The organism is Maribacter antarcticus DSM 21422, from assembly GCF_000621125.1.
Classification (GTDB): domain Bacteria; phylum Bacteroidota; class Bacteroidia; order Flavobacteriales; family Flavobacteriaceae; genus Maribacter; species Maribacter antarcticus.
The window spans coordinates 46,090-69,090 of the sequence record NZ_JHZC01000012.1 but is presented as its reverse complement, the minus strand read 5'-3'; the positions used below and the strand labels follow the sequence as shown (position 1 = coordinate 69,090).

Genomic DNA, 23,001 nt, shown 5'->3' with positions numbered 1-23,001 from the left:
ACAACATGAAATCGTTGCTATTTTAAAGACCTATACTAGTTTATCCTCTATCCTTTATTCTTATTGGGGATGGCGGGGAAAAGGGCGGGGATATTTATATAGATATCGCAAAGAAGTTTCTTGGGCAGGTAAGAGCTATATACCTAAAAAGTGTAGCTGATAAAAAAGGAGTTGAGCGTGTATCACAGTTGTTCAAAGAGTTTAAGAAAATTCCTTTTTTACTTGTGAATAAAACTGATGACGCCATATAACATACAAAAGCGAACGGATTTATTTAAAAGTTATATAGTTTAAAACAAGCCGTGTATTTCTGCATCGATTCTGTTGATCACGTTTCCAAGGTCTTCAGGGTTATCTACAAAGTCTAACTCATCAACATCAATAATCAATAGATTCCCTTTTTCGTAACCATGTACCCATGCTTCGTAGCGTTCGTTCAACCTACTTAAATAATCGATTGAAATCGTATTTTCATATTCTCTCCCACGTTTGTGTATCTGTTTTACCAAATTTGGAATGGAACTTCTAAGGTAGATAAGCAGTTCTGGGGGTTCTACTAGACTCTCCATCAATTCAAATAAACTGGAATAATTTTTAAAATCTCTATTGGTCATCAAACCCATCGCATGTAGGTTAGGCGCAAAAATATGGGCATCTTCGTATATTGTTCTGTCCTGGATAACACTTTTTCCACTCTCTCTAATCTGTAAAATTTGGCGGTATCGGCTATTTAAAAAATAGATTTGAAGGTTAAAACTCCAACGTTCCATTTGGTTGTAAAAGTCATCTAGATACGGGTTGTCTACCACTTCTTCTAAATGCGCTTCCCATTTGTAATGTTTGGCCAATAATTTAGTTAAGGTAGTTTTTCCTGCTCCTATATTTCCGGCTACGGCAATGTGCATTTTGGTTCTCTTTAATGGTTAGGTTTGGTAAAAGTTGTGCCGCGCAATATACGAAGGAATTTAAGTATCTGGAAAAATAGTAGATGAAAAACATCGAATAATTCATAGCAAACATGTGATAAACGTTAATCGATATAAAATGAACTTCAATAATTTTTGTAACCTAACTATTTTCATACTTTTGTACTGTAACAAAGAGGAAGGATTTGACTGATTGCAACCTCTTACTATGAAACCGATTCAGGACCTAGTTTTGTAAAACTAAAAGCTGAAATAATTTCAATGTTAAATGCTAAAGCAGTTTGTTCCGAATGTTTGTTCGGAAACTTCCCTAAGGAAAATAAGCTTCTTTTTTCTGTCAAATCCTTTGTAGAATTAAATTTTTGAAATGGCGTATTTATTTACATCAGAATCCGTTAGTGAAGGACACCCGGATAAGGTAGCAGATCAGATTAGCGATGCACTTTTAGATCATTTTTTGGCTTTTGATTCAGAGAGTAAGGTGGCTTGTGAAACCCTAGTGACTACCGGTCAGGTAGTGTTGGCTGGAGAGGTAAAGAGCGATACATATTTAGACGTGCAGACCATTGCTCGGGACGTTATTAACATGATAGGGTATACAAAAGGCGAATACCAGTTTAGCGGTGATTCTTGTGGCGTTATTTCGTTAATACATGAGCAATCCCAAGATATCAATCAAGGCGTTGACCGTGGTTCCAAGGAAGAACAAGGCGCCGGTGACCAAGGAATGATGTTTGGCTATGCAACAAAAGAGACCGAAAATTACATGCCTTTGGCGCTTGATATTTCGCACAAACTTTTATATGTATTAGCAGAATTGCGAAAGGACGGAACTGAAATACCATACCTAAGGCCAGACGCCAAGGCACAGGTTACCATAGAGTATTCTGATGACAATGTGCCGCAACGAATAGATACTTTGGTAGTTTCTACACAACATGATGCGTTTGATGCGAACGATGATAAAATGTTAGCTAAAATAAAGGCGGATATTATTTCTATTTTAATTCCTAAGGTAAAAGCTCAATTTCCCAAAAACATACAGGTGCTGTTTGACGATCAGATTACCTATCATATTAATCCTACTGGAAAATTTGTTATCGGTGGACCACATGGAGATACTGGACTTACAGGAAGAAAAATTATAGTAGACACCTATGGAGGCAAAGGTGCCCACGGTGGTGGTGCTTTTAGCGGAAAAGACCCAAGTAAGGTAGATCGCAGCGCCGCCTATGCAGCTAGGCATGCTGCTAAAAATTTGGTCGCTGCAGGTGTAGCGGACGAAATTTTGGTACAGGTAAGCTACGCTATTGGTGTAGTGGAACCCACCTCTATCTATGTGGATACCTATGGGACGAGTAATGTAGATTTAAGCGATGGTGCTATTGCAAAAAAAGTAGCCGCTTTGTTTGATATGCGACCTTTCGCCATAGAGGCCAGGTTGAAATTGAGAAATCCAATTTACTTGGAAACTGCCGCTTACGGCCATATGGGTAAAACGCCTACCACGGTAACAAAGGTATTTGAATCCCCTTATAACGGCAGGGTAGAAAAGGAAGTGGAGCTTTTTACTTGGGAGAAACTTGATATGGTAGTTGAAGTGAAAAATGCCTTTAATTTATAAATCAAGTTGTTTCTATTGGATTATAAGCAGTAGAAAATTTCAACTTCTCGGTTTTAAAAGATTTAACCGGCCTCATCGTGATAAATAACTTAAAAAGGAACCTAATTGGGTTCTTTTTTTATTTCTCCAATTTAGGAATCTTCACTAGCTTTAGAACATAAAATTATACATTATGTCAAAGTTCTCTTTTAGATATATGCTTGTGCTATTAACGGTAGTATGTATCTCCTTTTCTTGTGCCAGAACAGCTAAAGTTGTAAAAGGTGAAGTTTCGGAAACCTATGTTTCGGACAATTACACCAAAAAGGAAGTAAAAATAGAAATGCGCGATGGTGTATCGCTGCATACTACTATTTATTCGCCTAAGGATACAGCTAAAGAATATCCTATTATTATGCAGCGTACGCCTTATAGTTCAGCACCTTACGGTAATGGGGAATTCAAAAAGCAGATAGGGCCAAATATTCACCTCATGCAAGAAGGCAATATTGTGGTATACCAAGATGTACGTGGAAGATGGCTCAGTGAAGGGCATTACGAAAACATGCGAGCTTATATTCCTAATAAAACCTCGAATAAAGATGTTGATGAGAGTACAGATACGTATGACACTATAGATTGGTTAGTGAACAATGTGGAGGGTAATAACGGTAATGTTGGTGTTTGGGGTATTTCGTATCCGGGTTATTATGCTACATACGCCACAATAGATGCGCATCCCGCTTTAAAGGCATCTTCGCCACAAGCCAGTATCGGAGATTTTTTCTTTGATGACTTTCACCATAACGGAGCGTATATGTTGAGTTATTTTAGGGCTACTTCCCTCTTTGGTACCCCAAGGCCAAATGGAGACCAGCCAATTGACACTGCATGGTACGCGCTACCCAATTTACCAACGGAGGATCAATACCAATTCTTCTTGGACAAGGGGCCCTTAAAGAACTTGAATTCTTTATTTGAATATGATTTAAAAGATAAAGTTAGCATTGCCCCTGATGGTATGACCGATGATTATTTCTGGAACGAACTTAAAGAGCATCCTAATTACGATGAACTTTGGCAAAGTAGGGGTTTGATTCAACATTTGGATAAATCCAAGTCGCACGTGGCAACTATGGTCGTTGGTGGTTGGTTTGATGCGGAAGATTTGTATGGCCCTTTGGAGACCTATAAGAATATAGAAAAGAATCAAAACAGCTATAATACAATGGTATTTGGCCCTTGGGACCATGGCCGATGGGCGCGAAGAAGCGGAAGAAACTTAGTGGGTAATTATTATTTTGGGGATTCTATTTCTGAATTTTTTCAAGAGAAAATAGAGACCAAATTCTTTAACCACTTTTTAAAGGGTGTAGGGGATGTAAATAGCGGTTTACCGGAAGCTTATGTTTATGATTCTGGCAGAAAAGAATGGAAAGAATACGATGCATGGCCTCCAAAGGGAACCACTAAAAAGAACTTCTTTCTTTCCGATAATCAAGAATTAACGCCCGAACTAGAAAGCACTACGGGAATCGAATTTATTAGCGATATTAAAAAGCCCGTTCCTTATTCAGAGGATGTTAAAACGGTATTTACACCACGAAAATATATGACTGACGATCAGCGCTTTTCCGCTCGCCGTCCAGATGTACTCGTTTTTGAGACCGAAGTCATGAAAGAAGACTTTACTTTGGCTGGAGATATGCTTGCGAAACTAAATGTAGCGACTACTGGTACCGCAGCGGATTGGATTGTAAAGGTCATAGACGTACATCCCGCAGATGCGGAAACCAATGAAGAGATGCAGCCCCATTTAAGAATGAGTAATTATCATTTAATGGTGCGTAGTGAAGTTATGCGAGGCAGGTTCCGCAACAGTTTCTCCAATCCCGAACCCTTTGTAGCAAATGAGAAAACGGAAGTCAACATAAAACTGCAAGACGTATTTCACACCATTAAAAAAGGGCACAAGCTACAAGTGCAAGTACAAAGCACTTGGTTTCCGCTGATTGACTTAAACCCACAAACCTACGTAGACAATATATTTAAAGCAGATGAAGCCGATTTTAAAACTCAAACACATACCGTGTTTACGGATAGTAGTTTGGAGTTTATGGTGTTGGAGTAAAGAGGTGAACTATCATTAAATTAGGAAAATAGTATGTGACAAAAGAATTATGTCTTGAAGCTGGGCCCCAAATTGGATTCTTGCTTTCTACTGATTAACGACGTAACGATATACAAGAGAGTTTTATTTCTGTACATTTTGGAGTGAATTTTAATCTACGGTTTAAATGGGACAGTTGATTCAATTTCGGTAACCAATACAATATTGGATTATCCGATATACGTGTTTCGGACAGCAATAGTGCAATCCTATTTTATATGGGCTATTTCTTTTTGTAAACGATTAAAAGCCCACAAATAAACGAAGGAAAGCTTCTGCGGTTTTTTTGTGTCAATTTTCAACGAACTTAGTTAAATCCAGAGAATAATCTTTGTGGTGGATAGTAGTAAGGGTACTTGAATCATAGTACTATATTGACACCACACGAATAACGTATAGTTACAAGATGAAACCTATATTAATCTGTTTGTTTTTAGGCATAGCTTTCTCAGTTCATGTGCAAGTAGGACCCATACAAGATGAGAGTAGCTCACTTCAATTCACTAATTTATTCGATGCTACACAGAAAGCGGAGGTAGCTTGTTACAGAATACCGGCCATGGTTACGGCACCAAACGGAAATGTGCTTGTGGCCATAGATGAAAGAATACCATCTTGTGCAGATCTAAAGAAGTAATAGGGATATCAATATTATCATGCGCCGCAGTGCGGATAATGGAGCTTCATGGTCTACTATTGAAACAGTAGTGGATTACTCGGATGGGAAATCGGCCTCGAACCCTTCAATGATTGTTGATACGACCACAGGTACAATTTTCATCTTCTTCAATTATATGGATTTAGACAAGGAAAAAGAGGTCTGTTATTTTAAAGTAGTAAAAAGCCTTGATAATGGGAAAACTTGGAGTACTCCCACAGACATAACATCGCAGGTATCAAAACCGGAATGGCATCAAGATTTTAAGTTTATTACGGCCGGTCGGGGCATACAAAATGCCAATGGGACCTTGTTACATACCATTGTGAATTTGGATAAAGGGTTGCACGTTTTTGGAAGTTACGACCATGGGGATAGTTGGTACTTCATTGACACTCCTATTGTACTCGCCGATGAATCTAAGGTAGTGGAACTAGCGGATGGCACTTGGATGATAAATAGCCGAGTGAACGAGTTAGGCGCACGCTATGTACATACGTCAGCTGATAAGGGCAGAACATGGGAGTCTAGCCCGGAGACATTGCTCGTAGATGCTGGATGCAATGCTAGTATTATTCGGTATACCTCTGTCCAAAATGGAGATGATAAAAACAGACTTCTTTTTTCAAACGCAAATTCAAAAAATAACCGGAGTAATCTTACCGTAAGAATAAGTTATGATGAAGGTGAAGCTTGGTCGGGTGGTAAAACGATTTATAGCCAAGGTGCTGCTTATTCTTCTATGACTATACTTTCAAATGGTGCAATTGGTCTGTTCTTTGAGAAAGACGATTATCAAGAAAATGTATTTGTGGAACTCATACTAGATTGGTTATCAGATGGTGCTGATAAATATATATCAGCTGAACAAAAATAAGCCTATAACTATAATGAAAACACAAAGTCAAAATAGAAGTTAAGAGATAAATTTAGTTTCTTTTAAATATTTTTTTGATTCCTTTATAAAGTAGCAGCATCAAAAATCCCGTCAAAAATCCCACTAAAAATTCAACGATAATACCTGGAATCGCTGGAAAAATATCCTGAAGAAAATCCACGTTGTGTACAAATATGCCACCTGAGACTAGGAGCAAAGCAATGGTGCCAATAACGGATAGTGATTTAATAACCATAGGTAATGCGTTAACAAAAAACCGCCCTATTTTATCGGAAATACTGTTTTCGCTTTCATTAAGGTTGATGAGTCTAAGTCCAAATTCATCCATACGAACGATAAGTGCAACAATTCCGTAAACTCCTACTGTTGCGAGTAGCGCAACGATAGACACCACAACTATTTGAGTGGAAAGTGGTTCGTTTAAGACGGTGCCCAAGGCGATGATAACAATTTCAATGGACAAAATAAAATCCGTTACAATGGCGGACTTAATCTTTGTTTTTTCCAGCTCTAGGATATCACTTTCACTAGGAACTTCCATTCCTGATGGAATACTTGCTTTATCATGTACGACAAAGAATTCATATATTTTTTCTGCGCCTTCAAAGGCGAGGTAAAGTCCACCAAGAACTAGTACGAGTGTTACTGCCCAAGGTAAAAAGGCACTCAGCAGAAAAGCAATAGGTAGAATGATAACCTTGTTAAGTAGAGATCCTTTGCTAATGGCCCAAAGAACGGGCAGTTCCCGTTTGGAAACAAAACCGGATGCTTTCTCTGCATTTACGGCTAAGTCATCTCCTAGAATTCCCGCTGTTTTTTGAGTGGCGATTTTACTCATTGCTGCAACATCGTCTAATAGCGCTGCTACATCATCTAGAATTGCAAAAAATCCGGAAGCCATAGTGTATATTTATGAATTCAAAGATAAATCAGGTTATCGGAATAGCGGAATTCATTCGCAACAAATACGAACTCAAAGCGAATTTTGTGGCTTCATATTACGCTGTTTCTAACAAAGCGTCCTTGTTTTATGTGTTGTAGATTTTCTTCGATTCTTTTTTTTTAGAAGGAAAGAAAAATATTTAGTGTATTAGGCTGTTGCATAGCTCAAACAAATAATGTGGTAAAGGTGGAAAGCATGTAAGCGATATATTATCCCATCAAAATACTAGGATTTTGTGAAATTTTTAAAAATCATTAGGTTTTTAAAAGTTTCTGAGCTTAATTTGTACTTTCAAAGTTCAAACATTTATTGAATAGTTATCAAGAAAGGTGGAGGGATTAGACCCTTTGAAACCTTAGCAACCCTTTGTTTCAGGCAAAGAAGGTGCTACATTCTATCTTCAAGCTGAACCCGTTTCAGTGTCTACGTTTTAGTGGACTGGAGTATAGATAACGAAAAACCAATTGCCTAAGGCAATTTTTTCACTTTCTTATAGCTTTTTGATTTTTCCTAACTGCAACGTCGGCTGGCTAGGGTTTGGCTTTTAAATAATTTATTTAACTATTTAAAAAACAAAATCATGAGTACACACAAATTAGCAACGAACGCTTTACACGCAGGTCACGACACAAAGCAAAACGGAGGTACCCGAGCGGTTCCTATTTATCAGACATCGTCCTATGTCTTTAAGGATACAGATCATGCTGCAAAGCTTTTCTCCTTGGGAGAATTGGGCTTTATCTACACTAGATTGAACAATCCGACCAACCAGATTTTACAGGACAGGCTTGCTGCTGTGGAAGGTGGTGTAGGTGCGGTAGTTTTCGCGTCTGGGACAGCAGCAATTTCTACCGGATTGCTAACGCTATTAAAAGCGGGAGATCATATTGTAGCATCTAGTAGTTTGTATGGAGGAACTTTTAATTTATTAAATGTCACCCTTCCACGCTTGGGTATTACCACCACCTTTGTAGATGCATCGGAACCAGAAAAATTTAAGGATGCCGTACAGGAAAATACAAGAGCATTTTTTGTGGAATCCTTAGGGAATCCAAAATTAGACGTGTTGGATTTAAAAGCGATATCTAAGCAAGCTAAAGCAGCAAAAGTGCCATTTATAGTGGATAATACAGTTGCTACCCCAAGTTTATTGAATCCTATTGAGCACGGAGCGAATCTTGTAATTCATTCCCTAACAAAATATATTGGAGGACAAGGAACAACCCTAGGTGGTGCCATAATCGATGCCGGTACCTTTGATTGGACCAACGGAAAATTTCCAGAGTTTACGGAGCCATCCGCAGGCTATCATGGATTGGTGTACAGCGAAGCTCTCGGAGCTGCTGCATTTACCTTCAAACTAATTTTGGAAGGCTTACGAGATTTTGGAGGAGCTTTGAGTCCCTTCAATGCGTTCCAAATCATACAGGGACTAGAAACCTTACCGGTGAGAATTAAGCAACATAGTGCTAACGCATTAGAACTGGCAACCTGGTTAGAAAGTAGGGATGAGGTTGCTTGGGTAAATTACCCAGGTTTAAAAAGCAACACATACTATGATTTGGCACAGGAATATTTACCTAAAGGCCAGAGTGGCTTGGTAACCTTTGGTGTAAAAGGTGGATTTGAAGCAGCAAAACAGTTTACAGATGCTACCGAGATATTCTCTTTGGTGGCAAATATTGGGGATACAAAATCCTTAATTATTCATCCGGCAAGTACTACGCACCAGCAATTAAACGCTGAGCAGCAGGAGAGTGCGGGTGTAGGTCAAGATTTAATTCGTTTATCAGTGGGATTGGAGGATATAGAAGACTTAAAGACCGATTTGGAAAATGCTTTTGCTAAAGTGGATAAGGCCATTTTGGTTTAAAGCTGGTAGTACTGACATATCGAGCGCAGTCGAGATATATTTTTGTCTCGACTGTTTTTTAAATTATAGAGACACTTTTTAAGATTGCAATGCTACAACCGTTACAGATAAAGGACTTCCGCACCATAAGTGGCATAACACAAGACATTCAACTTTCGTATCAGATTTTTGGTAAGGAGTTGCACACAGCACCTATTGTAATGGTGAATCATGCACTAACGGGTAATTCTAATATTACGGGTCCAGAAGGATGGTGGTCTACCCTAATCGGGGATAAAAAATGTATCGATACGCAGAAATACACCATACTTGCCTTTAATATTCCGGGCAACGGACATGATAAATTTATCATAGAAAACTATAAGGATTTTGTGGCTGGCGATATGGCAGCTATTTTCTTAGTGGGACTGGAGCAGTTAGGTGTAAACAAGCTGTTCGCTATTATCGGGGGTTCTTTGGGTGGTGGTATCGCTTGGGAAATGGCGGTCTTGCGCCCTAATTTAACGGAGCATTTGATTCCTGTGGCTTCCGATTGGAAATCTACCGATTGGTTGATTGGCAACTGTCAGATACAGGAACAGTTCTTGGTAAATTCTAAGCAACCAGTGCATGATGCCCGTATGCATGCCATGCTTTGCTACCGAACGCCGGAATCTTTTAAGGAACGTTTTAAAAGGAGTACCAACGAGGAACTTAAAGTCTTTAATGTAGAGAGTTGGTTAACGCATCATGGCGAGAAATTACAGGAACGGTTTCAGTTATCGGCCTATAAATTAATGAACCAATTGCTGAAAACGATTGATGTCACCCGAGACGGAGAGGAAAAGTTTATCGCCTTACAAAACAGTGATACCAACATTCATATTGTGGGTGTGGATTCTGATTTGTTCTTTACTGCGAAGGAAAACAAGGATACGTTTAAACAAATTGCGCAGGCCAATAGCAACGTGACATACGGAGAAATTCAGTCCTTACATGGTCACGACGCCTTTTTGATAGAGTTTCAACAGTTGGAAAAATTACTGCATACTGTTTTTAATGCCAACGGAAAAACTGGAAAGCCAAAGGTGTTAAAGTTCGGGGGAAAATCCTTGAGTAACGGAGAAGGATTGGAGCTCGTACTAAGACTTATCTGTGATAAGGTTTCTGATGGGGAGCATATTGCCATTGTGGTTTCCGCTAGAGGAAACGCAACCGACCAGTTGGAGACAATATTGCAAAACGCGGCCAAGTGCAAGGATTACGTTGTAGATTTTGAAGCCTTTGAGAAATACCAACAGCATACCTATGGTAATGTAGACCTTTCGAAGGAATTTAAAGGTTTGTCCAAGTTGTTTGAGGGTGTATCGCTCTTGGGTGATTACAGTGCTAAAATCAAGGACGAGGTGCTGTCATATGGAGAGCTAATTTCAGGGAAATTGGTCACTAAATTATTAATAGGAAAAGGAGTGAAGGCTAGTTTCATAGATTCGCGTACTTTTTTGATTACGGATGCAAGCTTTGGAGATGCTAAAGTGTTAGAAAAACCATCCAGAGAAAATCTGATCAATATAATTGCAGCGTTGCCAGGGGATACCGTTCCTGTAATTACAGGATTTATAGCGGCCACAGCCAATGGTCAAACGACCAACTTGGGAAGAAACGGAAGTAATTATTCCGCGGCGCTATTGGCTAACTTTTTAGATGCCGAAGAATTACAAAATTACACCCATGTTGACGGTATTTTTACGGCGAATCCAGATTATGTGAAAGAGGCAAAACGGCTGTCACATCTGTCCTATGCTGAAGCCAATGAACTTGCTAATTTTGGCGCAACCATATTACATGCCAAGACTATTATCCCGCTAATCGAAAAAAATATTCCCTTACGTATTCTAAATACCTACAATTATGATAGTGAAGGAACGCTGATAAGTGCTAAATCTAGTAAGGAAGGAATCAAGAGTTTGTCGGTCATAGAAGATATGGCTCTGGTCAATTTGGAGGGTAGGGGGCTCTTGGGTAAAGTAGGTATAGATGCCCGTATTTTTAAGACCTTGGAATCCAATAATATTAGCGTAAGTATTATTTCTCAAGGCTCATCGGAACGTGGTATTGGACTTGTAGTAAAACGACATAAGGCGCAAAAGGCTAAGGAAGCGCTGGAAGAGGAATTTGCTGGAGATTTTCAATCCAAAGACATTAATATAATAAAAGTAGTGGCCGAAGTTTCGGTCATTTCTATTGTTGGTCAGGACCTGAGTACCTTTCACAAACCCTACAACGCGCTTATCAAAAATCAGATAACGCCCCTCTTGTTTAACAATACGGTGTCTGGTAAGAATGTGAGTTTAGTAGTCAATAAACAGGATTTAATAAAAGCTTTGAACGTCATGCACGGACAAATCTTTGGATTTAGTAAAAAAGTAAATCTCGCTATTTTTGGCCACGGTAATGTGGGTGGCACGCTGATAGACCAAATTTTAAAATCGACAAAAACCATAGCCAAAAGAAAGCATATAGACCTACGGGTCTTTGCTATTGCTAATTCCAAAGAGGTGGTCTTGAATGCCGATGGCGTTTCTAAGAATTGGAAGTCGGAGCTTAAAAAAAAAGGAGAGCCTTATGGTCAACAGGATATTTTTGATTTTGCCAAAACACATCATTTAGAAAACCTGATTGCCATTGATAATACAGCAAGTGAAGATTTTGTGGCCTGTTATTTCGATTTTATAGAGAACGGTTTTGATATGGTGTCTTCCAATAAGATTGCCAACACGTTGGGCTTTGATTACTATCAACTGTTACGGGAAGAATTAGCCAAACACCAAAAGCTATACCTGTACGAAACAAATGTGGGCGCAGGACTCCCCCTAATAGATACGATAAAATTACTGCATTTATCTGGAGAGAATATTACCCGAATTAATGGAGTATTTTCTGGTTCTTTGAGTTATATTTTTAATACGTTTTCTGAGGTCGATGCGCCTTTTTCCTCCATTCTTAAAGATGCCATGCAACGCGGCTACACGGAACCTGACCCAAGGGAAGATTTATCTGGGAACGATGTAGGTCGCAAACTATTGATTTTGGCTCGTGAGCTCGACTTGAGTAATGAGTTTTCTGAAATTAACATCGATAATCTGATACCTGAAAGTTTGCAAACGGTGGAGACCGATTTCTTTATGAATAACTTGGCCATTTTGGACGAGAAATTCAATCAAATCAAAAATAATCAGAAACCGAATCATGTACTGCGTTATGTGGGTGATTTACATGGAAATTTGCAAAAAGAAAAAGGAGTGCTAGATGTAAAATTGGTTTCCGTACCAAAGACAAGCGCACTGGGCCAAGTAAAAGGTTCCGATTCCATCATCGAAATATACACGGAATCCTATGGCAAAAACCCACTGGTAATTCAAGGTGCCGGTGCCGGTGCCGCAGTTACGGCAAGGGGTGTTTTTGGAGATATCTTGAGGATTGCGGAGAAAATGTAGTTGGAAGTTTGAAATAGGAACTTAGAACTATGAAGTTTGAAAAAATATGAAAAAACGATTCGAAACCAACGCCATACGCACTCAGTTAAAACGAACAGAGCATTTGGAACATTCCGTGCCTTTGTATCTTACTTCAAGCTTTGTATTTGAGGATGCAGAGGATATGCGCGCTTCCTTTGCAGAGGAAAAGGAGCGGAATATTTATTCACGCTACTCCAATCCCAATTCGTCCGAATTTATAGAAAAGGTCTGTCAAATGGAGGGTGCTGAGGCTGGTTTTGCTTTTGCAAGTGGTATGGCAGCTGTATTTTCTACGTTGGCGTCCTTATTAGATAGTGGCGATCACATGATTTCCGCTCGTAATATTTTTGGGTCAACACACTCACTTTTAAATAATTTTTTCCCCAAGTGGAACATTAACCATAGCTGTTTTAAAATTGAGGATTTAGATACCATAGAAGCATTGATTACGCCCAAGACAAAACTCATTTATGCAGAAACGCCTACGAATCCTGGTGTAGATGTACTCGATTTGGAGGCCTTGGGGAAAATTACCAAAAAACACAAACTCATTTTGGTTATTGATAATTGTTTTGCATCTCCCTATTTGCAGCAACCCATAAAATTTGGAGCCGATTTGGTTATTCATTCCGGAACAAAATTGATGGATGGGCAGGGTAGAGTGCTGGCTGGAATTACAGTTGGTACTACAGAATTGATTGATAAAGTATATCGATTTTCCCGTATTACGGGTCCGGCATTATCGCCTTTTAATGCTTGGGTGCTTTCCAAAAGTTTGGAGACCTTGGCCATTCGTGTAGATCGCCATTGTGAAAATGCCTTGAAGTTGGCAAACTATTTAGAGCGCCATAAGGAGGTGAATTGGGTCAAATATCCTTTCCTTAAATCACATCCAAAATATGAAGTGGCCAAAAAGCAGATGAAGGCTGGCGGTTGCGTAGTGGCTTTCGAAGTTAAGGGCGGATTGCAGGCTGGTCAGAAATTCTTTGATGCTATAAAACTGTTATCCCTATCTGCAAATCTTGGCGATAGTAGGAGTATTGTAACCCATCCTGCATCTACTACGCATAGCAAGTTATCTAAAGAAGAACGAGTGGAAACAGGTATCACCGATGGTATGGTTCGGGTTTCTGTGGGTTTGGAGCATATTGATGATATTATTGAAGATGTTGGGCAGGCTTTAAAATAAAATATAAAGTTTGAATTTTTTAAAACTACTACGATTACAATAGCCCCTTCAGTAATATACTGAAAGGGCTAGCTACTTAATTATCCAAATATTATAAAAAATTTACTACACCTGTATCCATATCATAAACTGCACCTTTAATGCTTATTTCGCCATTTTGAAGCATAGTTTTTAAAATAGAACTGTCTTTGGTTATTTTTTCTATAGCCAATCGTACATTGTTCTCACTCACTTCATGAACTAATAACCTATTTTTTGAAGTTCTTGGCCCTTCGGATAGTGTTGATATTTTTACCGCAGGTTGTATGTTTTTTAGCATTTTGGTAATATGTCCAAGCTTTGCACCATCTATAGCTGCATGTATGGCTCCACAATTTTCATGTCCTAATACCAGTATAAGTTTAGCGCCAGCAACTTTTGTTGCAAATTCCATACTTCCCAGAATATCATCGTTTATGAAGTTTCCTGCAACACGAGCTACAAAAATGTCACCAATACCTTTATCAAAAACATCCTCAACGGGCACTCTACTGTCTATGCATGAAAGAACTATTGCTTTTGGATATTGAGATGCGGCACTTTCCCTTATTTGCATAGAATGGTCCCGAGCGGTAATATCGTTACTTACGAATCTTTCGTTTCCTGCAGCCAGGGTGTTGAAAACATCAAGTGGCGTCAAAGCCTCTTGTTCTTCAGCTGATAATATGGATTCAATTAGGATTCTACTCCTCTCAATTTCAATGGTACCTTCTCTTGAGGCTTGTGAATTTATGGCATTCGAAAACAGCATTAATCCAACTACTATCATAATATTTTCTCTCATGGTGCTTAATTTTAACTTCTAGGCAAAAATAGCTTCTAAATCTTATTATGAAATCATTACTATTCATAAACAATAGTTAATGTATTATAATATAATAGTATTACACCTTTTTTGGTGTAACGATAATTAGTTTTTATTTTTAGCATATTGATAATAGAATAAGTTGTGTGCAGCAGACTTTGAGACACTGGTTGTAGAATTTAGTACAAATACTTTTTGAATTTTACAGTCCAAAGGACTGAATGGACCTAATTGCTTATTTTAGCTAATGACTATATAATCGATGTTATTATGCCAAAAAATTCTCATTTTCTAGTTATACTCATTCTTTTCCTTTGCACATTAAGTTCCTGTAGGAAGGAAAAAGTCTCTGCGATGTTGCAGGAAAAAGCACCCAATATTATTTATATCTTGGCAGATGATTTAGGCTATGGCGATATATCAAGTTATAATCCATCGGGAAAAATCAATACCCCTCATATCGATAAACTAGCTGCTCAAGGTATGCGGTTTACGGATGCCCATAGTCCGTCCTCGGTATGCACGCCTACGCGCTACGGAATTCTTACAGGGCGCTACAGTTGGCGAAGTCCTTTGAAAAGTGGGGTGCTAACAGGAAAATCAAAAGCATTGATTCCGGAAAGTAGGACTACGGTAGCTTCTCTGCTCAAAAAATCGGGCTATCATACCGCATTTATAGGGAAATGGCATCTGGGTTGGAACTGGGCCGAAAAGGACACGGCTAATTTTGGTGGCGAAGGATGGAATTATGAAGATTTTGACAACCTCGATTTCACTCAAAATATCAGCCATTCCCCCAACGATTTAGGTTTTGACTATACCTATGGACATTCAGGCTCCTTGGATATGGCACCTTATGTTTATGTGGAAAACGGACGTATTACTGCTAATGTAGATAAGGTAACCGAAGACACCGGAAAATATACCTGGTGGCGCAAGGGCCCAACAGCTTCCGATTTTGTGCACGAAGACGTTACACCCAACTTTTTCAGAAGGTCGATAGCACATATTAAGGAGCGGTCGGAGCAAGATGCCCCTTTCTTTTTGTATTTGGCCTTGCCATCGCCGCATACGCCAATTCAGCCGACACCGCAATGGCAAGGGAAAAGTGGTATAAATCCTTATGCGGATTTTATGATGCAGATAGATGATTACGTAGGGCAAGTGATGGATACCGTAAGAGCACAGGGAATTGAAGAAAACACTATTATTGTTTTTACTAGTGATAATGGCTGTTCCCCACAGGCTGATTTTGAAATTTTAGCGGAATATGGTCACCACCCTGGGGCAGGATTTCGGGGTCATAAGGCAGATATTTATGAAGGCGGGCACCGTGTTCCTTTTATTATAAAATGGCCTTTGAAAATTGCAGCTAGTAGCGTCTCTAACACCACTATTTCGCTGACAGACCTTATGGCTACTTGTGCCGATTTGCTCAATGTTCCATTAAAGGACAACGAAGCCGAGGATAGCTTTTCTTTAGTACCGTTGTTTGATGCTAATGAAACTACCTCCTATTTGCGCGAAGCTACGATTCATCATTCCATAAACGGGAGTTTTGCCATCAGAAAAGGCAATTACAAACTCATTTTTGCTCCAGATTCTGGCGGATGGAGCTACCCTATACCGGGGAAGGATGATGTGAGGGGTTTGCCTAAATACCAATTGTATAATTTAGTTGCTGACCCATCAGAAAGTGAAAATATAGTAGCACTTTATCCGGATATCGTAATCGAATTAAGTAAGCAGATGGTTTCGTATATTGAAAACGGAAGAAGCAATCCAGGTCTTCTGCAACAAAATTCACCGCTGCAATTAAACGGGAAGGAATGGCATCAAGTGGAAAATCTGATGGCTCAATAACCGTATTTTAAAATTAAACGCTCACATATCTATATGAAATCTTATTTCAAATTCTTATTAGTTTTGGTCTTACCATTTCTCAGTATATCTTGTTCTCAAGTAGCTATACCAGAAGCTGTGGGGCCAGTACCTTCAGAACGTCAATTGGCATGGCAAGAATTGGGGTATTACGCCTTTATTCACTATAACATGAACACCTTTACCAACATGGAATGGGGTACGGGTGGGGAACGCCCGGAGCAGTTTAACCCTTCCGAAATGGATGTGCGCCAGTGGGCAAAAGTCATCAAAAATGCAGGTATGAAGGGCGTCATCATTACCGCCAAACATCATGACGGATTTTGTTTGTGGCCAACGAAAACGACATCGCACTCGGTCAAAAATTCTCCATGGAAAAATGGGAATGGTGATGTGCTTAAAGAGTTGTCTGAAGCCTGTAAGGAGCTCGGCTTAAAATTCGGGGTGTATCTTTCACCTTGGGATCGGAATGCGGCTAATTACGGAACACCGGAATATGTTGCCGATTTTCATGAACAACTACGGGAACTGTTGACCAATTACGGGGAGGTGTTTGAAGTTTGGTTTGATGGTGCCAATGGCGGTTCCGGCTACTATGGCGGTGCCAACGAAACTAGAAAAATTGATAGTAAAAGCTATTACGAATGGGATACTGTCACGGAAATTGTTCGTCAACTGCAGCCCAATGCCGTTATTTTTAGTGATGGCGGACCAGATATTCGCTGGGTAGGGACGGAAGAAGGATTCGCCAATGAGACCAATTGGAGTAGCATGAGACGTGACGAAATCTACCCTGGATGGCCTAGGTATGTAGAGTTACGCTCCGGACATGAAGATGGAACTCATTGGCTACCGGCTGAGGTAAACACATCCATAAGGCCTGGTTGGTACTATCATCCGGGCGAAGATCATCAGGTGAAATCCTTGACACGTTTGGTCGATACGTATTACGAATCTGTAGGTAGAAACGGTAATTTCTTATTGAACCTGCCTGTTGATTCCAGAGGTTTAGTACATGAAACCGATGCCCGCCAATTGATGCTGTTGAAAGAACAAATAGATGCTGATTTTGCCCAAGAACTCGCTATTGGAGTCAAGACTTCGGCGACCAATGTTCGGGGAAATAATGATACCTATGCTGCTAAAAATGCAACGGATGGGAACAACACAAGCTATTGGACTACAGATGATGGTGTTACTAGTGGTTCGCTAACCATAGATTTTTACGAACCTACGGAAATCAATCGGATGGTATTGCAGGAACATATTCCCCTTGGGCAAAGGGTCAAAGAGTTTTCCATAGCTGCAAAAATAGGGGAGGAGTGGATTCAAATCGACACCCAAACCACTATCGGATACAAACGGATACTTCGTTTTAATACGGTTAAAGCAACAGCCTTTCGTTTGGATATTGCCGATGCCAAAGCATCGCCTCTTATTTCCAATCTAGCATTGTATCGTGCGCCTAATTTGTTAGTACCACCGACTATACAAAGAAACAGGGAAGGGATGGTAAGTCTTTTGGTTCCAGAAGCTACGGTTTCGGTTTATTATACGCTGGATGGCAGCGAACCTACCAAGGAATCCCAAAAATATGAACGACCTTTTATGGTAGCAACACCAAGGATGTTAAAAGTAATCGCCTTTGATACTGAAACGGGTATGGTTACAGCATCTGTAAGTAAGCATATAGATATTCCTAAGGCAGTTTGGAAAGTGGTTTCGGTGTCTTCTGGAACACCTGAAAATATTCAAAATATAATGGACGAAAACCCTGAAACGGTATGGGCAACGGACAATATGACGGTAAGTCCACAGGAAATTGTAATCGATTTGGGAGCCTCGTATTCGGTAAACGGATTTACCTATGTACCCAGTCAAGAGCGTTATCCTTTCGGTATTATGACCGAGTATGCGGTTTATCTAAGCAGGGACGGACAGAAATGGAATTTGGCAGCAGCCGGAGAATTTTCCAATGTAGTTAATAGTAGATTGAAACAAGAAGTACGGTTTACGCTAAAAAAGGCGCGCTACATGAAGTTAAAGGCTATAAAAACTGACGGTGAAGACCCAAGGGCTTCTTTTGCGGAAATCGGGGTGTTGACGGAGTAGTACTCTAGCTTTACAAGTTCATGGGTTATTTTCCATTTTAAACCGTCAAAACAACTAGTTTTAATCAATCATAATTAAATCTAATTTTGACACAGCCATTCTAAATAGCCTACTACTCAGCGATAAGGTTTTTACAGATAACCCCAATTTTATATAATTAGTTTCAGTGTTTTTTATGGCTGGGCTATTACCTCTATATTTTCCAACGGATTGCCTTCGTAAAGCAGTAGATCTGCGTAGGTCCCTTCGACTATGACTCCAAGTTTACCTTCTGTGTAGGGATTTATTTTTTCTAATAGGGAGAGTAATTGAGCATTGCTTGATGTAGCCTGTTTTAAGATTTCCAAAAGGGCTGTACTATGTGGTACGTGAAGTAAATTCCAATAAGGCATAGGACTCGTATCCCAGTGCCCCTATGCATTGGAACCAAAGCCCACATTGATACCGTGTTTTTTAGCTAGTTTAAAAACATTGTCCGTACCCTCTAAAACGGGTTTTACTTTTTGTTAAGGGCTTCTGCAATCGTATCCTTACCGGGTACCCAAAAACTGGCTTGGAATTTGGCTAAAAGGACTGTGGAACTAGCCACGTATCTTTTTCTTTTATAAGCGTTATGGTTTGCTAGTTAATACGATGACCATGTTCCAAGCATTTTACACCTGTATGTAGGACACGTATGGCACCTTTGGATTCATAAATATGTACGGCTATATAGATACCCCAATCTGCAGCTGCTTGCACAGCGGTCTCAAGTTATGCAGGAGTGGACTGAACTGAATGAATAGGGTCGAAGTTTGAAGCTATTCCACCTTCGGCCATTACTTTAAGTTTGAACACTAAATTGAAGCACTATAAATATTAACAAGGAGAGTGATTTTTCATAAACTAGATTATGGATTGGTCTATACCCATTTGGAAGATATAAAATTTATTAGAAGCGGTTTTAACTACACCTTGGCTTTAACTTCAATTAAGTTTTGGACCCTATTGTTTTCTTAAAATACTATTTTTTATTCTGAGCCTAGTTAAATATAATAGCTATCTAGTTCTTTTACAATATTATACATGCAAACTGATTTTAGTTTTTCATAAAACGTTTACTATTTTAAGTACCTATGAATAAGACAAGATATCCTTTCGTACGTAGCTTTGTAAATAATTACGCTTCCGTTGGTATTTTAATAATCCAACAGCTGTTTTTTCATAGCCCTACGGTAATTCATGGCTACCGCATCAAACTTTAGGTGAAGCTCCTCAGTAAAGTCAAAAGGAACCTGCTCGGGACGTTGCGATTCTACAACGCGCTTATCCTGATTAAAAATAATCTTTTCAAAATCCTGTAAAACGGAGTCTGGTTCTTCTAAATTATAATTACGGCCAATGATACAATAGCCGCGACATTTATTATGTGATATAGGCTGAGAAACGAAAAAATAGACCATTCCTTTCTCACCGCCCCAACCCAATCGCAGAACTATAGTGTAGGGAAGGTGAAGTTCATAACGGCTGTGACGCTCAGGCTTCACTACCTTGTCATTCGCGAAAATGGGGAAATCATCGGTATTGGCCGCTTCCGGTCGCACTACAGAATAGTGTAAAACGGAGTCTTTTACTGTTACTTTGCATTCAGGTACCTTGGGTCTTTCGGGATCGCCCAAAAGACCAGGATGCACCCAGGGAAAATGACCGAAATCCGTAAAATTTTCTACCTGTCTAGAGCTATCGCTCTTCCAATCAAAAGGTCCTGTTTTTACTAATTTCCAGGCGGTGTTTTCATACTCGGGAACAGTCGGTAGGTCATAGACGGGATTTTCTAACGCAACCCAAACCAAACCAAATTTTTCTTGACAGTGGTAGGTAGGTGTTTTGGCTTTGCTAGGAATTTCAGCTTCAGGGGCTTGCGGAATAAGCACACAATCCCCTTTTTTGTCAAATTGCCAAGCGTGGTACGGACAAACTAAACAATCGTCTTTTATCCAGCCAAGGGAAAGAGCCGTTCCTCGGTGTATGCAAATATCCCGCATGGCGTGTACGTTGCCATCAGCGGTTCTCCAGACTACCACTGGCTCATCTAGCAGAAAAGTACCGTAAGGTTTAGATGACTTAATTTCATAGCTGTAGCCTACTGGATGCCAACATCCAAAGAGTTTTTTAGGAAATATTTTGTGCTTTTTTATCATCTGATTAAAAGTTTACATGAACAAGTGTTCATGTAAATATATACATTTGTTGAGCAACGATTATATTTAAACCTATGACAAATAATACCAAGAGAGATAGATTTTTTAATTTGACCTTAGTACTCATTCACGAGAAGGGATTTAAAGCTACAACCATGCGCGCTATAGCGCAAAATTTACAATTTGAAGTGGCCAATGTTTACAATTATATAGCGTCAAAAGAGTCGTTCTTGGAGGAATCACTTTTTGGAATACAACAGGAATTCCTTTTGGCTATGGATACTATTGAGCATTCAGAATATGATGCCAGAAAAAAATTGGAGCTTGTTATAGGTTCATACATCCAAATTACATCTGAGAGACCTTACGAACAAGCGCTGCTTGTGAACGAATGGCGTAATCTAAAAACACCTAAATTAGAGGAATTTGTGAAACGCCGAAGAGAATACGAAAGGCAATTGGAAACTATAATACAGCAAGGGATTGAAATGGGGCAGTTAAGGGATATGGATTCAGAATTAGCCACCAAAATGATTCTATCTACCTTACGATGGTCTTATCAGAAATTTCTAAGTAATAAAGCTCAAAGTAATCCCTTGATTCTAGAGAAACAATTGATTGATTTTATATTTCACGGCATCCTAATGAAGTGAAGCTGGGTTTCTGGTTTCACAAAATATTCTACCCCTTTTTCCTATCTTAGCCGCATGCTTTCCAAAAAAACGAAATACGGTCTTAAGGCATTGGCTTATCTTGGTGTACAGAATGATAAAAAGCCGATACAAATAGCAGAAATAGCAGAGCAGGAGAACATCTCCCAGAAATTTCTGGAAAGCATTTTACTCTCCCTAAGGAAATCCGGTTTTTTGGGTTCCAAAAAGGGAAAGGGTGGGGGGTACTATCTGCTTAAAACTCCAACGGAAATCTTAATGACCGATGTCATGCGGGTGCTGGAAGGTCCTATTTCTATGGTGCCCTGCGTAAGTCTTAATTTTTATGAGAAATGTGATGACTGTCCGGACGAGGCAGCTTGCTCTGTCCATAAATTGATGCTGATGGTACGAGATGCCAATTTATCAGTCTATCGCAATACTACATTGGCCGATATCATACAGTAGAATGTCAATTTTCAAACACTCTAGAACCAAGTAGTTTCCAAAGTTTTAGAATCCATAATTATCAAAATTCACTGCGATTAATTATTAATCTAGTAAATCTATGGGGTAATTATAAAATAATAATATTATATGCCTGTAAAGTCAATATAAATTCTACTTTTGTTATCCTACTAAACAAGTAGGGTATTAATAATTGTATAACATATGATTGTAAATCAGTTTATTCTTGATAAGAAATCCTCAGAAAGTAAGTATGATGCTGATAAAAAATCTGAACGGCCTATTCGGAGTATTGCTAAAGCTATAAGCTGGCGGGTGATTGGAACCTTAGACACGTTGTTAATTTCCTTTCTATTAACTGGAAAAGTTGCTTTAGCAGCTTCAATAGCATCTATAGATTTCATAACAAAAATGTTTTTATACTTTTTTCATGAGCGCATATGGAATAATATTAATTGGGGTAAATAAAAGGTGCTATGAGATTTAAACAAGATGAAATCAATCGATTAAATGTTCAATTTAAAGGAATACCTCCAGAAGAAATAATTTCTTGGGCGGTGGAGTATTCCTTAAAGGCATTGGTAACAACCAACTTCCGACCATACGAAGTTGCGATTTTACACGCAGTCTCTCAAGTGAAAAGCGATATACCTGTAGTTTGGTGTGATACAGGATATAATACACCTAATACCTATAAACACGCGGAAGAGCTTATTGAACGATTGGACTTGAATATAGACCTATACGTACCTAAACAAACAACAGCACATAGGGATGCGGTTATGGGAATACCGCCAATTGATGATGCTAAGCATATCTTGTTTACAGAACAAGTAAAATTGGAGCCTTTTAGAAGGGCAATGACTACTCATCAACCAGATGTTTGGTTTACGAACCTGAGAAAAGGGCAGACTGCTCACAGAGACAGTTTGAATATTCTGAGTTTAAGTATAGATGGGGTGCTCAAAGTAAGTCCTTTTTATCATTGGAACGAAACGCATTTGGATGCCTATCTGAAAGAACGAAATTTACCAAACGAACATACTTATTTTGACCCAACAAAGGTCTTAGAGAATAGAGAATGTGGTTTACATACTTAAATAGAATTT

General features: G+C 39.2%; 20 protein-coding genes and 1 riboswitch. Of the genes, 15 read left to right on the top strand and 5 right to left on the bottom strand.

Annotated features, from left to right (window positions below):
• Positions 1 to 32 precede the first annotated feature (32 nt).
• Positions 33 to 251 (top strand): phosphatase domain-containing protein, encoded by a 219-nt coding sequence (locus Q360_RS27430; protein WP_394331950.1) that lies wholly within the window; start codon positions 33 to 35, stop codon positions 249 to 251.
• Between the two features lie 39 nt (positions 252 to 290).
• On the opposite strand, the gene Q360_RS0112305 is transcribed toward Q360_RS27430, so the two are convergent.
• The gene (locus Q360_RS0112305) at positions 291 to 905 is read right to left on the bottom strand and encodes a deoxynucleoside kinase (RefSeq protein WP_027077382.1); all 615 of its coding nucleotides are present in this window, start codon (positions 903 to 905) and stop codon (positions 291 to 293) included.
• Positions 906 to 1,293: 388 nt separating this feature from the next.
• Between Q360_RS0112305 and metK the strand changes: the two genes are divergently transcribed.
• From metK to Q360_RS23095, 4 genes are all read left to right on the top strand, one after another.
• Complete coding sequence (gene metK, locus Q360_RS0112295; protein ID WP_027077381.1) at positions 1,294 to 2,550, top strand: methionine adenosyltransferase; 1,257 nt, start codon at positions 1,294 to 1,296, stop codon at positions 2,548 to 2,550.
• Between the two features lie 172 nt (positions 2,551 to 2,722).
• The gene (locus Q360_RS0112290) at positions 2,723 to 4,660 is read left to right on the top strand and encodes a CocE/NonD family hydrolase (protein ID WP_027077380.1); all 1,938 of its coding nucleotides are present in this window, start codon (positions 2,723 to 2,725) and stop codon (positions 4,658 to 4,660) included.
• Positions 4,661 to 5,105: 445 nt separating this feature from the next.
• The gene (locus tag Q360_RS26350; RefSeq protein WP_051554691.1) at positions 5,106 to 5,336 is read left to right on the top strand and encodes a sialidase family protein; all 231 of its coding nucleotides are present in this window, start codon (positions 5,106 to 5,108) and stop codon (positions 5,334 to 5,336) included.
• Positions 5,337 to 5,355: 19 nt separating this feature from the next.
• Positions 5,356 to 6,234 carry a sialidase family protein gene (locus Q360_RS23095; RefSeq protein WP_051554690.1) on the top strand — a complete coding sequence of 293 codons (879 nt, stop codon included), beginning with the start codon at positions 5,356 to 5,358 and terminating at the stop codon, positions 6,232 to 6,234.
• A gap of 52 nt (positions 6,235 to 6,286) precedes the next feature.
• Here Q360_RS23095 and Q360_RS0112280 read toward each other — a convergent pair whose 3' ends face one another.
• Positions 6,287 to 7,156: a DUF808 domain-containing protein gene (locus Q360_RS0112280; RefSeq protein ID WP_027077379.1), complete on the bottom strand. Its 870-nt coding sequence runs from the start codon at positions 7,154 to 7,156 to the stop codon at positions 6,287 to 6,289.
• Positions 7,157 to 7,167: 11 nt separating this feature from the next.
• On the opposite strand from Q360_RS0112280, the gene Q360_RS26990 reads away from it, so the two are divergent.
• From Q360_RS26990 to Q360_RS0112265, 4 genes are all read left to right on the top strand, one after another.
• Entirely contained in the window at positions 7,168 to 7,296 is a 129-nt protein-coding gene (locus Q360_RS26990) for a hypothetical protein (RefSeq protein ID WP_262493220.1), read from the top strand.
• A gap of 216 nt (positions 7,297 to 7,512) precedes the next feature.
• A riboswitch (SAM riboswitch) is annotated at positions 7,513 to 7,654 on the top strand.
• 124 nt (positions 7,655 to 7,778) lie between these two features.
• Positions 7,779 to 9,071 (top strand): O-acetylhomoserine aminocarboxypropyltransferase/cysteine synthase family protein, encoded by a 1,293-nt coding sequence (locus Q360_RS0112275; RefSeq protein ID WP_027077378.1) that lies wholly within the window; start codon positions 7,779 to 7,781, stop codon positions 9,069 to 9,071.
• An 89-nt stretch (positions 9,072 to 9,160) separates the two neighbouring features.
• Complete coding sequence (gene thrA / locus Q360_RS0112270) at positions 9,161 to 12,547, top strand: bifunctional aspartate kinase/homoserine dehydrogenase I (protein WP_027077377.1); 3,387 nt, start codon at positions 9,161 to 9,163, stop codon at positions 12,545 to 12,547.
• Between the two features lie 46 nt (positions 12,548 to 12,593).
• Positions 12,594 to 13,757: a trans-sulfuration enzyme family protein gene (locus Q360_RS0112265; protein WP_027077376.1), complete on the top strand. Its 1,164-nt coding sequence runs from the start codon at positions 12,594 to 12,596 to the stop codon at positions 13,755 to 13,757.
• A 91-nt stretch (positions 13,758 to 13,848) separates the two neighbouring features.
• Here Q360_RS0112265 and Q360_RS0112260 read toward each other — a convergent pair whose 3' ends face one another.
• Positions 13,849 to 14,580, bottom strand: a complete 732-nt coding sequence (locus Q360_RS0112260) for a carbonic anhydrase family protein (RefSeq protein ID WP_027077375.1) — start codon at positions 14,578 to 14,580, stop codon at positions 13,849 to 13,851.
• 375 nt (positions 14,581 to 14,955) lie between these two features.
• Between Q360_RS0112260 and Q360_RS0112255 the strand changes: the two genes are divergently transcribed.
• Positions 14,956 to 16,464, top strand: a complete 1,509-nt coding sequence (locus Q360_RS0112255; protein ID WP_245603248.1) for a sulfatase family protein — start codon at positions 14,956 to 14,958, stop codon at positions 16,462 to 16,464.
• A 33-nt stretch (positions 16,465 to 16,497) separates the two neighbouring features.
• The gene (locus Q360_RS0112250; protein WP_051554689.1) at positions 16,498 to 18,594 is read left to right on the top strand and encodes an alpha-L-fucosidase; all 2,097 of its coding nucleotides are present in this window, start codon (positions 16,498 to 16,500) and stop codon (positions 18,592 to 18,594) included.
• A gap of 173 nt (positions 18,595 to 18,767) precedes the next feature.
• Here the strand turns inward: Q360_RS0112250 and Q360_RS0112245 are convergent, their stop codons facing one another.
• Both Q360_RS0112245 and Q360_RS0112240 read right to left on the bottom strand, forming a co-directional pair.
• Positions 18,768 to 18,986: a hypothetical protein gene (locus tag Q360_RS0112245; RefSeq protein WP_027077372.1), complete on the bottom strand. Its 219-nt coding sequence runs from the start codon at positions 18,984 to 18,986 to the stop codon at positions 18,768 to 18,770.
• 786 nt (positions 18,987 to 19,772) lie between these two features.
• Positions 19,773 to 20,774 carry an aromatic ring-hydroxylating oxygenase subunit alpha gene (locus tag Q360_RS0112240; RefSeq protein WP_027077371.1) on the bottom strand — a complete coding sequence of 334 codons (1,002 nt, stop codon included), beginning with the start codon at positions 20,772 to 20,774 and terminating at the stop codon, positions 19,773 to 19,775.
• Between the two features lie 74 nt (positions 20,775 to 20,848).
• On the opposite strand from Q360_RS0112240, the gene Q360_RS0112235 reads away from it, so the two are divergent.
• From Q360_RS0112235 to Q360_RS0112220, 4 genes are all read left to right on the top strand, one after another.
• Positions 20,849 to 21,427, top strand: a complete 579-nt coding sequence (locus tag Q360_RS0112235; protein ID WP_027077370.1) for a TetR/AcrR family transcriptional regulator — start codon at positions 20,849 to 20,851, stop codon at positions 21,425 to 21,427.
• A 54-nt stretch (positions 21,428 to 21,481) separates the two neighbouring features.
• Entirely contained in the window at positions 21,482 to 21,892 is a 411-nt protein-coding gene (locus Q360_RS0112230) for an RrF2 family transcriptional regulator (protein ID WP_027077369.1), read from the top strand.
• A gap of 336 nt (positions 21,893 to 22,228) precedes the next feature.
• Positions 22,229 to 22,360, top strand: a complete 132-nt coding sequence (locus tag Q360_RS27190) for a DUF2061 domain-containing protein (RefSeq protein WP_316931519.1) — start codon at positions 22,229 to 22,231, stop codon at positions 22,358 to 22,360.
• Positions 22,361 to 22,368: 8 nt separating this feature from the next.
• Complete coding sequence (locus Q360_RS0112220) at positions 22,369 to 22,992, top strand: phosphoadenosine phosphosulfate reductase domain-containing protein (RefSeq protein ID WP_027077367.1); 624 nt, start codon at positions 22,369 to 22,371, stop codon at positions 22,990 to 22,992.
• The last annotated feature ends 9 nt before the right edge of the window (positions 22,993 to 23,001 follow it).